The following is a 16,138-nucleotide window of genomic DNA, read 5'->3' on the forward strand; positions in this document are numbered from 1 at the left end:
GTCTCCTTGCTGCGGGCCGGCTGGCCCATGGCTGGCAACCTTAACGGATCATGGATTTTCCGTCTAACGACAAAAGTACAGCTAATATCTACTAACAGACATCAGCAAGGAGCCGCCATGGCCCTGGACGCATTGCTACAACTGAGTGAATTGCCGCGACCGCTGTACGGCCAACAAGGCAGCTTGCCCAATCAGCCGATTGGCAGCTGGCACCAGCATCCTTGGGCGCAGTTTTCCTACGCCGCCGACGGGGTGCTCGAAGTCGACCTCAAATCCTGCCGCTTCGTCGCCCCGCCCCGCCGTGGCATCTGGATTCCGGCCGGAACCGTACACCGCGTCCGCTGCGCGCCCGGCACCGGCATCCGCAGTCTCTACCTGGCGGCAGCGGCGGCGCCGATGGCCGCCAGCGACGCGCGGGTGGTCGAAGTCAGCCCGCTACTGCGGGAAATGATCTGCCATTTCAGTACCTTGCCGATTGCTTACGACGAAGGTGGCGCCGATGGCCGCTTTGCCCAGGTTCTGCTCGACCAGCTGGCGCAGGCGCAGGCGGTGGATTTTGCGATTCCCTGGCCGCGCACGCCGCTGCTACGACGCTGGTGCCGGACGCTGCAGGCGCACCCGGAACGAGCGACAAGCCTGGGCGAACTGGCAGCCAGCGCTGGCGTGTCGGAAAAAACCCTGAGCCGCTGGTTCCGCCAGGAAACCGGGCTCGGCTTCCGGCACTGGCGGCAGCGGGTACGGCTGATGGCGGCCTTGCCGCTGCTCGAAGCCGGCGCCAGCGTGACCGAGGTCGCGCTGGCCTGCGGCTACGAATCCATCTCGGCCTTCATCGGCGCCTTCCGCAAGCAGTTTGACTGCACCCCCGGCGACTATCTGGTGGAAAGCACGGGGTTTTCACCGATTAAACACGGTCGACCGTAAATCGCGCCGATTTTGCCGCTCGCCGAGCGGCTCAGGCTCAGGCCGTGCCGCCGCCCTCGCTTTCGGCCTGCGGTTGCGGCGGAGGCGGCGGGGTCTTTTTGGCCGGAGCGCGTTTCTTCTCGGCGGCCGGCTTGGCTTCTGCCCGCGCCTTCCTGCTCTCCTCCGGGCCACTGTCGTGGCGGGCAGCGGTGAGTTCGAGCAGGGCCGACACCACCAGATGGTTGAGCGTTCCCGGCGCAACCGCGCCCTGCTCGTCGGGCTGGCCCATGGCAATGCCGGTCAGGATTTCCAGCGCCTCATCAACGTGGCTGACCGCATGCACCGCAAACTCGCCGGCAGCCACCGCTGCGACCACGTCGGGGCGCAGCATCAGGTGGGCAACGTTGGCGGCTGGGATGATCACCCCCTGCCCCGGCTGCAGGCCGCGCGCCCGGCAGAGATCGAAAAAGCCCTCGATCTTCTCGTTGACCGCGCCAATCGGCTGCACGCTGCCATACTGGTTGACCGAACCGGTCATCGCCAGCGTCTGCTTGATCGGCGCACTCGAAAGCGCCGAAAGCAGGACGCAGAGTTCCGCCAGCGAAGCGCTGTCACCCTCGACCTCGCCGTAGGACTGCTCGAAAACCAGGCTGGCCTTGAACGCCAGCGGCATGTTGCGGCCGTAGCGGGCGGCAACGAAGGCCGAGAGGATCAACATGCCCTTGCTGTGGATCGGGCCACCGAGGTCAACCTCGCGCTCGATGTCGATGGTTTCGCCGTCGCCGAGCGCCACCGTCGCGGTCAGCCGCGACGGGTGGCCGAAGGTGCAGCCGCCGTAATCGACCGCCGCCAGCGCATTGATGTGACCGACCGCTTCGCCGCTGGTGGCGATCAGCAGTTCGTCGCGCAGCATCGCCCGCAGGTATTCGCGGCGGGCGCGGTCGTGGCGGGCTTCGCGCGCAGCCAGCGCCGCCGCGATCTGGGCGGCGCCGATCTGCGGCAAACCGGTGCGGCCGGCCTGCCAGTCGGCTTCGATCAGCAGATCGACCAAAGGCGTGAAGCCGGTGGTCAGGCGGGTGTTGTCCTCGATCAGCCGCGAGGCCTGCTCGATGCCGGCGGCGAGGCCGTCGGCGGCGAGCGGGCGCAAACCTTCGCGGCGGGCCAGGGTGGCCAGCAAGCGGGCGTAGGCGGCGACGTTTTCCGGAGTGCGTTCGATGGCGCCGTCGAAATCGGCGACCACCTTGAACAGCGTCGGGAATTCGGGGTCGGCCTCGGCCAGCAGGTAATACACCGAAGGATCGCCGAACAGCACCAGCTTGACGTCGAGCGGAATGTGCTGCGGCTGCAGTTGCTGGGTGCTGGCCATGCCGTAGATTTCACCCAGCGATTCGATGCGGATTTCGCCGGCCTTGAGCAGCCGCTTGAGCCCTTCCCAGGCATAGGGCTGGGTCAGCAGGTGGTCGGCGTCGAGCAACAGGGTGCCGCCGTTGGCACGGTGCAAGGCGCCCGGCTTGATCAGCATGAAGTTGGAGACCAGGGTGCCGAGGTGGGCGATGTGCTCGACCCGGCCGACCAGGTTCTGGAAGGTCGGGTGATCCTCGAACACCACCGGCCGCTGCGCCGCCCTGGCGCTTTCTGCCGGATTTTCACGGTCGACCAGCAAATTGACCAAATAGCGCTGCAGGGAAACGCTGCCGGTGAACAGCAGTGCTTCCATCTCGCCTTCGCTTTTATGGCTGTCGTGCAGATTTTCGCCGACCTCGACAATGTCCTTCTCGACCGCCTGCAGATGCGCGACCACCTCGGGCAGATCGCCGTAACGCGCCTGCAGTTCTTCGATCAGATGCCCGACCGCGCCTTGCAAGGCTTTGGCGGCGGCGGCCTTGAGCTTGCCCTGGGTCTCGCGCCGCCAGCGCGGAAACTCGTGCAGCAACAGGTGCAGGCGCACATCGAAGCGTTCGATCGCATCCTCAAGCTGCTGCTGCCGTGCTGCCGGAAGCGCATCGAATTCATCCTGGCCCATGGTTTCTTCGCCGCCATCCTTTAGCGGCATGAAACTGAATTCCTCGTCGCTGCGTACCAGCGCAATACCTTCGCCCGCCGCCTCGCGCCCCAAAGCGCGCAACGCCTCGTCCTGGCGTGCCTGCAAGGCATCCCGCAAGGCACCGACCTGCTGCCGGTATTCGTCGCTGTCAAAAGCTGCCGCCAGCGCTGGCCCAAGTTCGCCGACAAATTGCCGCATGTCGTCGCGCAACTGGCGACCGCGCCCCAGGGGCAGCGAGAGCAGGCGCGGCTCACGTTCAGACTGGAAGTTATTGACGTAGCACCAGTCGCGCAGCGGACTGCGGCCGGCATCGCCCGCCGGGGCCAACGCGGCGGCGTTGCTCTCTTCCGCCAGCAGCCGGCGCACAATCGCTTCGCGCTGGTCGCCCGGCTCGCCGATCACGAACAGATTGAAGCCCTGGCGGCGCATGCCGAGGCCAAAGCGCAGTGCCTCGACCGCCTGCGGCTGGGCGAACTCCTCGCCAATCGCAGCAAGCGCGCTGCTATCCGGCCATTCCGCCTGCCAGCCGAACTCCTCGGGCGTGCATACCCGCCGCAGCTTCTCCACCGGCAGGGCAAGGCGGGCAGCGGTATCGCTCTTGACGATGCGCACCGGCTCGTCGCCGGCCATCTTGCCGGCCTGGTCTGCGCTATCGGCAGCGGGGCTGGCGGCGCTCATAGCGGCCTTGTCGCCCCCCTTCGCAAGCTCCTTGGCACTCCCTTTGCTGCGGCCCTTGGCCTCGTCCCCGTCCCTGGCCCCGGCCTTTTTCGCCCGGCCCTTGCCGCTGCTGCCTTTGCTCGTTCCCGACTCGCTGTATTTCTTCACTCGACTTCTTCCACTTTCAGCCACAGGCTGCGATTGTCACTTACATCACGGGTGCCGACGCTGAAGCCGTTGCCGGCCTCGCGCCCCTGCGCCTGGCGACCGCTACCGCCGAGTTCCAGCCATTCGCCGAGGCGCCCGGAAAGGGTAGTGCTCAGGCGCTGGCTGTCGACCACGCCCGGCGGCTGCGTGCCCCAACCGGGACGCTGGCCACCGGGCAGACTGTCGGCCTGCTGCGAAATCTCGACCCGCACCCGCTCGCCCTGAACATGCGGCGTGGCATGAAAACCCTGCGCCAGATCGCGATAAACGATACTTTCGCTGATCACCGCGCCGCCCGGCCCGAGCACCACCTGGCGCAAGGGCACCGGCAAGGAACGGCCGACCTGGATGAAGGCCCGCTGGCCGTCGAGGGTTTGCACCATCTGTGCCGAATTTTCGCGGCGCCCGCTGCGGCTGTCCCACACCCGCGCTTCGGCCTCGCCGTGGCGGCTGCTGCCAAGCACCACCTGGCCGCCGGCCTGTGCCCCCCGGCTGCTCTCGACCTGCTGGCGGTCGAAGGCAACGCGGATGATCAGGCTTTTTTGCGGCTGGTCGAGCGCCGCCAGCGCCCGCTTGATTTCTTGCCGGTTGCGCGGCGAAGCGCGCAGGAACAGCTGGTTGTTCACCCCGGTCAGCGTGCCGCCGGGCTCGACCAGCGGCAACAAGGTAGGCAGCACCTGATCGGCGCTGCGCTGTTTTAGCTCAAGGATTTCCAGCCCTTGCGCCCGCGCCGGCAGAACCAGCAGGGTCAGTAGCAGAAAAAGCCCGGTGCACACGGTCGACCGTAAAAAACACCCTTTTTTCATCGCATTCCTCTCCGGCACCGCCGCGCCCGACACGGGGTTGGACCGCCAAACCCGCCACTCATTCAGAGGGAATGTGCGGCAGCGCCAGATATTCGCGCGAATTCATCTCGGTCAGGCGGCTGACCGTACGCTTGAACTCCGAAGCCTGCGTGCCCTCGGTGTACAACTCGTCGGCAGCGCAGTCGGCGGTGGCGATCAGCTTGACCTTGTGGTCGTAGAACACATCGACCAGCCAGGTGAAGCGCCGCGCCTCGGACGCCTGGTGCAGGCTCATCTTGGGAATCCCGGAGAGCAGCACGGTGTGGTAGCTGCGCGAAATTTCCAGATAGTCGTTCTGCGAACGCGGGCCGCCGCAGAGGGTGCGGAAGTCGAACCAGATCACCCCGTGGCCACGGCGGATAGTCGCGATCTCGCGGCCGAGCACTTCGATCTGACCGCCGCGCTTGCCCTCCTCGCCGGCAACCATCTTGAAGTAGTCGAGCATCTTCTTCTCGGCGGCGTCGTCGGCCGGGTGGTGGTAAATCTCGACCTGCTCCAGCGCGCGCAAGCGGTAGTCGATCCCGGCTTCGACCTCGAACACGTCGAGATGCTTGTTGAGCAGCGCAATCGCCGGCAAAAAGCTTTCGCGGTGCAGACCGTTCGGGTAGAGCAGATCGGGCGGGTAGTTGGAGGTCATCACCAGCACCACGCCATGGCGAACCAAGCCTTCAAGCAGGCGGCCAAGGATCATCGCGTCGGCGATGTCGGAGACGTGGAATTCGTCAAAACAGAGCAGCCGGGTTTCCTTGGCCACCTGCTCGGCGATCTTCAGCATCGGGTCCGGCTCGCCCTTGAATTTGTCGAGATCGCGGTGAATCTGCTGCATGAAGGCATGGAAGTGGATCCGCTTCTTGCGGCGATACGGCACCGACTCGAAAAAGCAGTCCATCAGAAAGCTCTTGCCGCGCCCCACCCCGCCCCAGAAATACACGCCCTGCGGCGGCTTGGGCGGCGCCAGCAGGCGCTTGAAGGTGCTGCCGCGATTGACCTTGAACGCCAGCAAATTCGTATACAGGTCCTGCAAAGCCTGCGCCGCCCGCAGTTGCGCCGCGTCGGCGACATAGCCGCGCGCGGCGAGCAGCGCCAGATAGGCGTCAAGCATGCCGTTCTCGGCAACCTTCAGTTTCTTGTGGGGCATGGGGATGATCTTGTTATCGGCGGAAACCCGCTATTTTGCCAAAGCTGGGGCGGCGGGGGAAATCGGGCCGTAGCGCGGGCCGAAGTATCCGGCTGAATGGGCAAGGGCTTGGGCTGCTACGGTCGACTTGGGAAATCGAGGTTTTTTGCGGGTTGACCGTGTGAGGGGGTAGGTGTTGGCTGTCCATGCTTCTTGGTAAGAAGTGATGCCTCACCCACAATTTCGGACAGGCTCGCTTTCAGCAAAAACTGCCACAGTCTCCAAACCCATTAAAAATCAACCAACTGCACTTTTGCCCAAGTTTGCGGCAAAGCAGCAAAAAGCCTTACACCGCCGGGACTTGGCCTCCCCTTCCCCGCCTCACCCACAGACTTATTCACAGCTTTTGGGGATAGAAAACGGGCATGGCCACGGTCGACCGTGAAAATTCGGGTTTTTCAGGAATTCGGAACAAAAAAACGGGCGCCCCCAGGGCGCCCGCCGGTTTGCTGCGGAGGCAGCTTAGAAATGCAGCGCGCGCTTGTCGCAGGCCAGGGCCGCTTCGTGCATCGCTTCCGACAGGGTCGGGTGAGCATGGCAGATGCGGGCCAGGTCTTCGGAGGCACCGCCGAATTCCATCGCCACGACGGCTTCGGAAATCAGCTCGGAGGCATTGACGCCGATGATGTGCACGCCGAGGATGCGGTCGGTCTGGGCGCAGGCGAGCATCTTGATGAAGCCGTTCGGCTCACCCATGCCCAGCGCGCGGCCGTTGGCCAGGAAAGGCATCTTGCCGACCTTGTAGGCCACGCCTTCGGCCTTGAGCGCCTGCTCGGTCTTGCCGACCCAGGCGATTTCCGGGGCGGTGTAGATCACCCAGGGGATGGTGTCGAAGTTGCAGTGACCGGCCTGGCCGGCCATCAGTTCGGCAACCATCACACCTTCTTCGGAGGCCTTGTGCGCCAGCATCGGGCCGCGCACCACGTCGCCAATCGCCCAGACGCCCGGCAGATTGGTGGCGCAGTGACCGTCGACTTCGACGAAACCACGGGCGTCGAGCTTGAGACCAACGGCTTCGGCATTGAGGCCGTCGGTGTTGGGCACGCGACCGATGGAAACGATCAGGCGATCAGCTTCGAGCTTCTGCTCCTTGCCGTCCTTGTCGGTGTAGGCAATCGAGACATCCTTCTTGCCAGCCTTGATCTCGCCGATCTTGACGCCCATCTGGATGTTCAGGCCTTGCTTGGTGAACAACTTGAGCGCTTCTTTGGCGACGTCCTGGTCAGCCGCCGCGAGGAAGTCGGGCATGGCTTCGAGGATGGTGACTTCGGAACCGACACGACGCCAGACCGAGCCCATTTCCAGACCGATGACACCGGCGCCGATGATGGCCAGCTTCTTGGGCACCGATTCCTGGTTCAGCGCGCCTTCGTTGTCCATCACGATCTTGTTGTCGACCGGCAGGTTGGGCAGGTGACGGGCCTTGGAGCCGGTGGCGACGATGACTTGTTTGGCCAGCACTTCTTCGGCACCGACCTTGACCTTCCAGAAATCGCCTTCCTTGGCGACGAAGGAGCCGTGACCGGCGAGGAAGGTGACCTTGTTCTTCTTGAGCAGGCCCTTGATGCCGGCGGTCAGCTGATTGACCACGCCGTCCTTGCGCGCCTTCATCGTCGGCACGTCGATGCTGGCCTTACCGACCTTGATGCCCTGGGCTTCAAAGCTGTGGTTGGCTTCTTCGAACAGGTGCGAGGTGTGCAGCAGCGCCTTGGACGGAATGCAGCCGACGTTGAGGCAGGTGCCGCCGAGACGCGGTTCGCCCTTGGGGTCGGCATAGGGGTTGGATTCGCAGCAGGCGGCGGAGAAACCGAGTTGGGAGGCGCGGATCGCAGCCACGTAGCCGCCGGGGCCACCACCGATAACGAGCACGTCGAATTGCTTGGACATGTAAAAACTCCGAGAGTATTTAGCAAATAGGATCGAGGATCGAGCCGCAGCTCTCTCACTCGATCCTAGGCAACTAGTTCCTGATGGCTACGATCAGACGCCGAGCAGCAGGCGGGACGGATCTTCCAGGGCTTCCTTCATGGTCACCAGACCGAGGACGGCTTCGCGGCCATCGATGATGCGGTGATCATAGGACATCGCCAGGTAGTTGATCGGACGCACGACGACCTGACCGTTTTCAACCACCGCACGGTCCTTGGTGGCATGGATGCCGAGGATCGCCGATTGCGGCGGGTTGATGATCGGGGTCGACAGCATGGAACCGAAGACGCCACCGTTGGAGATGGAGAAGGTACCGCCGGTCAGTTCTTCGATCGACAGCTTGCCGTCCTTGGCCTTGGCGCCGAATTCGGCAATCTTCTTCTCGATATCGGCGATGCTCATCTGGTCGGCATTGCGCAGGATGGGCACAACCAGGCCGCGCGGCGAACCAACGGCGATGCCGATGTCGATATAGCCGTGGTAGACGATGTCGTTGCCGTCAACCGAAGCGTTGAGGACCGGGAACTTCTGCAAGGCTGCGCAAGCGGCCTTGACGAAGAAGCCCATGAAGCCGAGGCGGACGCCGTGGGTCTTCTCGAACTTCTCGGCGTACTGCTTGCGCAGCGCCATGACCGGACCCATGTTGACTTCGTTGAAGGTGGTCAGGATCGCGTTGGTCGACTGCGACTGCAGCAGACGCTCGGCGATACGGGCACGCAGGCGGGACATCGGGACGCGCTGTTCGGTGCGCTCACCGAGGGCAACGCCGGTGTTCGGGGCAGCGATATTGACTGCAGCCACGGCCGGAGCAGCCGCCGGAATGGCCTTCGGCTGGGCGGCAACCGCATCTTCCTTGGTCACGCGACCGCCACGGCCGGAGCCGGAGACATCGGTTGCGGCAATGCCCTTCTCGTCGAGGATCTTGCGCGCAGCCGGGCTGGCAGTGCCAGCCGGCGCGGCGGCAGCAGCGGCCGGCGCGGCAGCGGGTGCTGCTGCCTTCGGCGCTTCGGCGGCCGGGGCGACGGCACCGGCGGTGGCGGCGGTGTCGATCTTGGCGATCAGTTCGCCGGAGACCACGGTCTCGCCGTCAGCCTTGATGATTTCGACGAGGACGCCGGCAGCCGGCGACGGCACTTCGAGAACCACCTTGTCGGTTTCGATATCGATCAGGACTTCGTCGCGGGCGACGGCTTCGCCGATCTTCTTCTTCCACGAAGCGAGCGTGCCTTCGGCAACGGACTCGGAAAGTTGGGGAACTTGGACTTCGATAATGCTCATGGGTTACTCCACTCTGCTCTGGTTCTTAGTACTCGATCTTGCCCAGTGCGGACTCGATCAGTGCCTTGGTTTGTTCGTTGTGCTTGGCCAGATAGCCGACAGCCGGGGACGAGGAGGCCGGGCGCGACACCAGCAGCAGCTTTTGCTTGCCGCTGATCTGGGTATCCAGATGGTGACGCGAGGCGATCCAGTACCAGGCGCCCTGGTTGCGCGGTTCTTCCTGGGCCCAGACGATTTCGGTGGCCTTCGGGTACTTGGCCAGTTCCTTCTCCAGCGACTCCTTCGGGAACGGATACAGCTGCTCCAGACGAACGATGGCGATGTCGTTGATACCTTTCTCGCGACGGGCATTGACCAGGTCGTAATAGACCTTGCCGCAGCACAGGATGACGCGCTTGACCTTCTTCGGGTCGAGATCGTCGGTTTCGCCAATGACGCGTTTGAACTCGCCGTTGGCCAGATCTTCCAGCGAACAGGCGGCGTCCTTGTGGCGCAGTAGCGACTTGGGCGACATCACGATCAGCGGCTTGCGCTGGTTGCGAACAGCCTGGCGGCGCAGCATGTGGAAGACCTGGGCAGCCGTGGTCGGCACGCAGACTTCCATGTTCATCTCGGCGCACAACTGCATGAAGCGCTCCAGGCGTGCGGAAGAGTGTTCCGGCCCCTGGCCTTCGTAACCGTGCGGCAGCAGCATCACCAGACCACAGGCGCGGCCCCACTTGGCTTCGCCGGACGCAATGAACTGGTCAATCACGACCTGGGCACCGTTGGCGAAGTCGCCGAACTGACCTTCCCAGATCACCAGTTCGTACGGGTTGGCCGAAGCGTAACCGTAGTCGAAGGCGAGTACGGCTTCTTCGGACAGGACCGAGTCGTAGCACTGGAAGCCGGCCTGCTTTTCCTGCAGATTCTTCAGCGGGTGGTAGGTACCGACATCCCAGCTGGTGCGGTTTTGGTCGTGGAAGGCAGCGTGGCGGTGGAAGAAGGTGCCACGGCCGACGTCTTCACCGGAGATGCGGACACCATAGCCGGAAACCAGCAGCGAAGCGTAGGCGAGATTCTCGGCCATGCCCCAATCGACCGGCAGTTTGCCCTCGCCCATCGCGGCGCGATCTTCAACGATCTTCTTGACGCGGGAGTGCAGGGTGAAACCTTCCGGCAGCGTGGTCAGGCGCTGGGCCAGACGCTGCAGTTCGGCCATCGGCACGGTGGTGTCGCAGGTTTCGATGTAGGACTTGGTCAGGTACGGCGTCCAGTCGATGGTGTTCGGATGCTTGTAGCCGGCGAGCACCGGGTTGTACAGCAGTTCGCCCTTGTCGAGGTGGGCACGGTACTCGGCAATCATCGCATCCGGACCGTCGGCCGGCAGCACACCTTCGGCAATCAGCTTGTCGCCATACAGCTTGCGGGTGCCCGGGTGCTTGCTGATGATCTTGTACATCAGCGGCTGGGTCACCATCGGCTCGTCCTGCTCGTTGTGGCCGAGCTTGCGGAAGCAGATGATATCGACCACCACGTCCTTGCCGAAGGTCTGACGATATTCGACCGCCAGCTGGGTGACCAGCGCCACGGCTTCCGGATCGTCGCCATTGACGTGGAAGATCGGTGCATCGACCATCTTGAAGATGTCGGTGCAGTAGTGGCCGGAGCGATAGTCGCGCGGGTCGGAGGTGGTGAAACCGACCTGGTTGTTGACCACGATGTGCAGCACACCGCCCACACCGTAACCACGGGTCTGGGCGAAGTTGAGCATTTCCTGGTTGACGCCCTGACCGGCCACGGCGGCATCGCCATGCACCAGAATCGGCATGACCTTCTGCTTGCTGCCTTCGCCACGACGAACCTGACGGGCATAGACCGAACCGGCGACGACCGGGTTCACGATCTCCAGGTGCGACGGGTTGAAGGCCAGGGTCAGGTGACAGGCTCCGCCCGGGGTCGACACATCGGACGAGAAGCCCATGTGATATTTGACGTCACCGGCCGACAGATCGCTCTTCTTCTTGCCTTCGAATTCGGCGAAGAGCATCGACGGGGCCTTGCCCAGGGTGTTGACCAGGACGTTCAGACGGCCGCGGTGAGCCATGCCGACCACCACTTCGTCAACGCCGTTGGCACCACCGGTGCGGATGGCTTCGTCCATGGCGACGATCAGCGACTCGCCGCCTTCAAGCGAGAAGCGCTTCTGGCCAACGTACTTGGTGTGCAGGTAGCGTTCCAGCGTTTCGGCTGCGGTCAACCGCTCCAGGATGCGTTTTTTCTGGTCGGCGTTGTACGACGGACGCGAGCGCATGCTTTCGAGGCGCTCTTGCAGCCAGCGCTTCTCGTTGTAGTCCGTCATGTACATGTACTCGACACCGATGGTGCCGCAGTAGGTCTGCTTCAGGGTTTCCAGAATGTCGCCGAGCTTGGCAGTTTCCGGCAGGCCCTTGAGCGAACCGACGCTGAAGGTCTGATTCAGATCGGCATCGGAGAAGCCGTAGAACGAAGGCTCCAGTTCGTCGATCTTCGGACGGGCCAGGCGCTTGAGCGGATCGAGGTCAGCCCAGCGGGTACCGAGCGAACGATAAGCGGTGACCAGTTGGCCGACAGCCGACTGCTTCTTGTTCTCGACGCCGGCGGCAGCAGGTGCTGCCGGACGGAAGCCGCCGTTTTTGCCGAGTTCGGCAAAAGCTGCAATGACAGGGGCATGAGCCACGTCACGAGCAACAAAGCCCGGCATCTGCGCCAGGCGGTCGAAGTAGTCGCGCCACTCGGCGGGCACGGAGGTCGGATCGTTCAGGAAGTTTTCGTACAGCTCTTCGACAAACGGCGCATTGCCGCCAAAAAACATCGTGCTGTCGAACAGTTGGTTCATTGTAGTCATAGGCGTCCCCTTGAGGGTGTTGTCTTTCTCTGTAGCTGCGGGTTGCAGGACCTTGCACGCCTGCAAGTAAAAAAGGGCGGCCGCATGGCCGCCCAGTTTTTATCAGCCGCGTTGGGCAAGCGGTACAACGTCGCGCTTGGCGGCGCCGATGTACAGCTGACGCGGACGACCGATCTTGTATTCCGGATCGGTGATCATTTCTTCCCACTGGGTCATCCAGCCAACGGTACGAGCCAGCGCGAAGATGCAGGTGAACATCTCGGTCGGGATACCAATGGCCTTCTGAACGATACCGGAGTAGAAGTCGACGTTCGGGTAGAGCTTCTTCTCGACGAAGTATTCGTCTTCCAGGGCAATCTTTTCCAGTTCCTTGGCCAGCTTGAACAGGCGGTCGTTTTCCAGACCCAGTTCCTGCAGGACATCGTCACAGACCTTACGCATCAGCTTGGCACGCGGGTCGAAGTTCTTGTAAACACGGTGACCGAAGCCCATCAGCTTGAAGGAGTCGTTTTTGTCCTTGGCGCGCTTGATGTATTCGCCGACCTTGGAAACGTCGCCGATCTGCTCCAGCATCTGCAGGCAGGCTTCGTTCGCGCCGCCGTGAGCCGGGCCCCACAGACAGGCGATACCGGCTGCGATACAGGCGAACGGGTTGGCACCCGAAGAGCCGGCCAGACGGACGGTCGAGGTGGAGGCGTTCTGCTCGTGATCGGCATGCAGCGTGAAGATGATGTCCAGCGCACGGGAGAGCACCGGATTGGCAACGTATTTTTCGCACGGATTGCCGAACATCATGCGCATGAAGTTCGAAGCGTAGTCCAGATCGTTGTCCGGATACATGAACGGCATGCCGGTGCTGTACTTGTAAGCCATCGCGACGATGGTCGGCATCTTGGCGATCAGGCGGTTGAAGCTGACGTTGCGGTGCTCGGCATCGGAGAAGTCCATCGCGTCATGGTAGAACGCGGACAGAGCGCCGACCACGCCGGTCATGACAGCCATCGGGTGAGCATCGCGGCGGAAACCGGAATAGAACTTGGCGAGTTGCTCGTGCACCATCGTATGGCGCTTGATGGTGCTCTCGAAGTCGGACTTCTGGCCGGCATTCGGCAATTCACCGTTCTTCAGCAGGTAAGCGACTTCCAGGAAGTTGCAGTTTTCAGCCAGTTGCTCGATCGGGTAGCCACGATACAGCAACTCGCCCTTGTCACCGTCAATGAAGGTGATCTTGGATTTGCAGCTGGCAGTGGAAAGGAAACCGGAGTCGTAGGTAAACAGACCGGTCTTGCCACCCAGCGTACGAATGTCGACACAGTCGTTGCCATGCGTGGGGGACATGATCGGGAAATCGACGGGAGCCTGTCCATCGATTGTCAAAGTTGCCTTGCGTTCGGTTGTCATAGTCTCTTCCCTTTACAGGTTTTGGTTGTCACTACACTGCTAAAAAAGCGGTTAACGGGCTGAAGTTAGCCCGCCAACCTTACTCAACTCTTACGAAGCAGCGCCACAATCGGCGCATAACGGGGATCATCGCACTCAGCCTGACCACTGATCAGGTACCAGAGGTCGTGATCCTCCATATCTGCGAGCTCCGCAAACACCTGCTGCTGCTCTGCATTCAGTTGGTCGAACTGCTCGTCGAGAAAGCGCGTCAGCGCAATATCGAGTTCAAGCAGCGCGCGCCGAATGCAGCGCCAGCGCAGGCGTTCGTATTCAGCTCGTTCCATCAGACGGCACGACGAACCATCATGTCCTTGATCTTGCCGATCGCCTGGGTCGGATTCAGACCCTTCGGACAGACATCAACGCAGTTCATGATGGTATGGCAACGGAACAGGCGGTACGGGTCTTCGAGGTTGTCGAGACGCTCGTTGGTCGCCTGGTCGCGCGTATCGGCGATGAAGCGGTAAGCTGCCAGCAGACCGGCCGGACCGACGAACTTGTCCGGGTTCCACCAGAATGACGGACAGGAAGTCGAACAGCAGGCACACAGGATGCACTCGTAGAGACCGTTCAGCTCCTCGCGGTCCTCGGGCGACTGCAGACGCTCGCGTTCCGGTGCCGGATCGTTGTTGATCAGGTACGGCTTGATCGAGTGATACTGCTTGAAGAACTGGGTCATATCGACGATCAGGTCGCGAATGACCGGCAGACCGGGCAACGGACGCAGCACGATTGGCTGCTTCAGTTCGTCGATATCCTGCAGACAGGCGAGACCGTTCTTGCCGTTGATGTTCATCGCATCAGAGCCGCAAACACCTTCGCGGCAGGAACGGCGATACGACAGCGTCTCGTCCTTGGCCTTCAGGCGGGTCAGTGCATCCAGCAGCTTGCGGTCGGTCGGCTCAAGTTCGACCGTGATGTCCTGCATGTAGGGCGCGTCATCCTTGTCCGGATCGTAGCGGTAGATACTGAATTGAACCGTACGTTTGCTCATATTCCTCTCCGATTAGTACGAACGCGTCTTCAGCGCGATGGTTTCGACGGACAGCGGCTGCAGATTGACGCCCTTGTACTTGATGCTGTTGTCGGCAGAATAGAACAGCGTGTGCTTCAGCCATTCCTTGTCGTTGCGGCCGTTCGGGAATTCCGGAGTATCCGGAGCATCGTCACGGACGTGAGCACCACGGGACTCCTTGCGAGCCTCGGCGGAGATCATCGTGGCCTTGGCAACTTCGATCAGGTTCTCGGTTTCGAGAGCTTCGATCCGGGCAGTGTTCCAGACCTGGGACTTGTCCTTGATCTCGAGCGACTTGGCCTGCTTCTCGACTTCGAGAATCTGAGCCGCACCCTTTTTCAGCATGTCACCAAAGCGGAACACACCGGCGTGATCCTGCATCGTCCGGGCGATTGCCTGACGGGCCTCGAAGACGCTGGCGCCGCCCTTGCGGTTGTTGATCGCATCGACACGAGCGAGGGAGAAGTCGGCAGCATCCTTCGGCAGATCGCGATGGGCCAGGCCGGACTTGAGATCGGCCACGGCGGAGTCACCGGCGGACTTGCCGAAAACCAGCAGATCGAGCAGAGAGTTGGTACCCAGACGGTTGGCGCCATGCACGGAAGCACAGGCACACTCGCCGGCGGCGTAGAAGCCCGGGATTTCGACCGACATGCTGTCACCCTGCGGCACAACCACGCGACCGAAGTAATTGGTCGGGATACCGCCCATCTGGTAGTGGCAGGTCGGCACGACCGGGATCGGTTCCTTGATCGGATCGACACCGGCAAACTGGATCGAGATTTCGCGGATACCGGGCAGACGCTTCATGATCGTTGCCGGATCAAGGTGGGTGATGTCAAGCAGGACATAGTCCTTGTTCACGCCACAGCCGCGACCTTCCTTGATTTCGGTAGCCATCGCACGAGCAACCACGTCACGCGAAGCCAGATCCTTGGCGTTCGGAGCATAGCGCTCCATGAAGCGCTCCTTGCTGCTGTTGCGCAGGATACCGCCTTCACCACGGACGCCTTCGGTAATCAGCACGCCGGCGCCAGCCACCCCTGTCGGGTGGAACTGCCAGAACTCCATGTCTTCCAGCGGGATGCCGGCGCGCGCCGCCATACCCAGGCCATCACCGGTATTGATGAAGGCATTGGTCGAGGAGTGATAGATACGACCAGCACCGCCGGTGGCAAAAATCACGGCACGAGCGTGGAAGATCACGATCTGGCCGGTTTCCATTTCCATCGCGGTAACACCAACGACGGCACCATCCGCATCGCGGATCAGGTCCAGAGCCATCCACTCGACGAAGAACTGGGTGTTGGCCTTGACGTTGCGCTGGTACATCGCATGCAGCATGGCGTGACCGGTACGGTCAGCAGCGGCACAGGAGCGGCGCACCGGCTTTTCGCCGAAATTCGACATATGGCCGCCGAACGGACGCTGGTAAATCTTGCCATTGTCGGTACGGTCAAACGGCATGCCGTAGTGCTCAAGCTCAACGACGACTTCATTAGCCTTTTTGCACATGAACTCGATCGCGTCCTGGTCGCCGAGCCAGTCGGAACCCTTGACGGTATCGTACATATGCCAATGCCAATGATCTTCCTCGGAATTACCCAGAGAAGCAGCAACACCGCCCTGTGCAGCAACGGTATGCGAACGGGTCGGGAAGACCTTGGACAGCACGGCGGTCTTGAGACCAGCTTCGGACAACTGGATCGCGGAACGCAGACCGGCACCACCGGCACCGACGATGACCGCGTCAAACTTCAGAACAGGAATACTCACG

Annotated in this window: 11 protein-coding genes; 1 reads left to right on the forward strand and 10 read right to left on the reverse strand. The window is 62.3% G+C overall.

Annotated elements, in window-relative coordinates; all coding sequences use genetic code 11:
- Window positions 1-117: 117 nt before the first annotated feature.
- A complete protein-coding gene (locus VX159_RS10465; protein ID WP_371322827.1) occupies window positions 118-921 on the forward strand; it encodes a helix-turn-helix transcriptional regulator in 804 nt (267 codons plus the stop codon).
- Window positions 922-958: 37 nt separating this feature from the next.
- Here the strand turns inward: VX159_RS10465 and VX159_RS10470 are convergent, their stop codons facing one another.
- The 10 genes from VX159_RS10470 to sdhA form a co-directional block, all read right to left on the reverse strand.
- Window positions 959-3,769, reverse strand: a complete 2,811-nt coding sequence (locus tag VX159_RS10470) for a Lon protease family protein (protein WP_371322828.1) — start codon at window positions 3,767-3,769, stop codon at window positions 959-961.
- A complete protein-coding gene (locus VX159_RS10475) occupies window positions 3,766-4,614 on the reverse strand; it encodes a secretin N-terminal domain-containing protein (RefSeq protein ID WP_371322829.1) in 849 nt (282 codons plus the stop codon). The genes VX159_RS10470 and VX159_RS10475 overlap by 4 nt, the downstream gene beginning before the upstream one ends.
- A 58-nt stretch (window positions 4,615-4,672) precedes the next feature.
- Window positions 4,673-5,791, reverse strand: coding sequence for a cell division protein ZapE (gene zapE, locus VX159_RS10480; protein ID WP_371322830.1), 1,119 nt, complete (start codon window positions 5,789-5,791; stop codon window positions 4,673-4,675).
- 501 nt (window positions 5,792-6,292) lie between these two features.
- Window positions 6,293-7,717 (reverse strand): dihydrolipoyl dehydrogenase, encoded by a 1,425-nt coding sequence (lpdA, locus tag VX159_RS10485; protein ID WP_371322831.1) that lies wholly within the window; start codon window positions 7,715-7,717, stop codon window positions 6,293-6,295.
- Window positions 7,718-7,810: 93 nt separating this feature from the next.
- Complete coding sequence (gene odhB / locus VX159_RS10490; protein ID WP_371322832.1) at window positions 7,811-9,037, reverse strand: 2-oxoglutarate dehydrogenase complex dihydrolipoyllysine-residue succinyltransferase; 1,227 nt, start codon at window positions 9,035-9,037, stop codon at window positions 7,811-7,813.
- A 25-nt stretch (window positions 9,038-9,062) separates the two neighbouring features.
- Window positions 9,063-11,903, reverse strand: coding sequence for a 2-oxoglutarate dehydrogenase E1 component (locus VX159_RS10495; protein WP_371322833.1), 2,841 nt, complete (start codon window positions 11,901-11,903; stop codon window positions 9,063-9,065).
- A gap of 102 nt (window positions 11,904-12,005) precedes the next feature.
- On the reverse strand, window positions 12,006-13,304 hold the full coding sequence (gltA, locus tag VX159_RS10500; protein WP_371322834.1) for a citrate synthase: 1,299 nt from the start codon (window positions 13,302-13,304) through the stop codon (window positions 12,006-12,008).
- An 83-nt stretch (window positions 13,305-13,387) separates the two neighbouring features.
- Window positions 13,388-13,630, reverse strand: coding sequence for a succinate dehydrogenase assembly factor 2 (locus VX159_RS10505; protein ID WP_371322835.1), 243 nt, complete (start codon window positions 13,628-13,630; stop codon window positions 13,388-13,390).
- Window positions 13,630-14,340, reverse strand: coding sequence for a succinate dehydrogenase iron-sulfur subunit (locus VX159_RS10510; protein ID WP_371322836.1), 711 nt, complete (start codon window positions 14,338-14,340; stop codon window positions 13,630-13,632). The genes VX159_RS10505 and VX159_RS10510 overlap by 1 nt, the downstream gene beginning before the upstream one ends.
- A 12-nt stretch (window positions 14,341-14,352) precedes the next feature.
- The gene (gene sdhA / locus VX159_RS10515; protein ID WP_371322837.1) at window positions 14,353-16,137 is read right to left on the reverse strand and encodes a succinate dehydrogenase flavoprotein subunit; all 1,785 of its coding nucleotides are present in this window, start codon (window positions 16,135-16,137) and stop codon (window positions 14,353-14,355) included.
- Window position 16,138 lies beyond the last annotated feature (1 nt).

It is taken from the genome of Dechloromonas sp. ZY10 (genome assembly GCF_041378895.1).
Classification (GTDB): domain Bacteria; phylum Pseudomonadota; class Gammaproteobacteria; order Burkholderiales; family Rhodocyclaceae; genus Azonexus; species Azonexus aquae.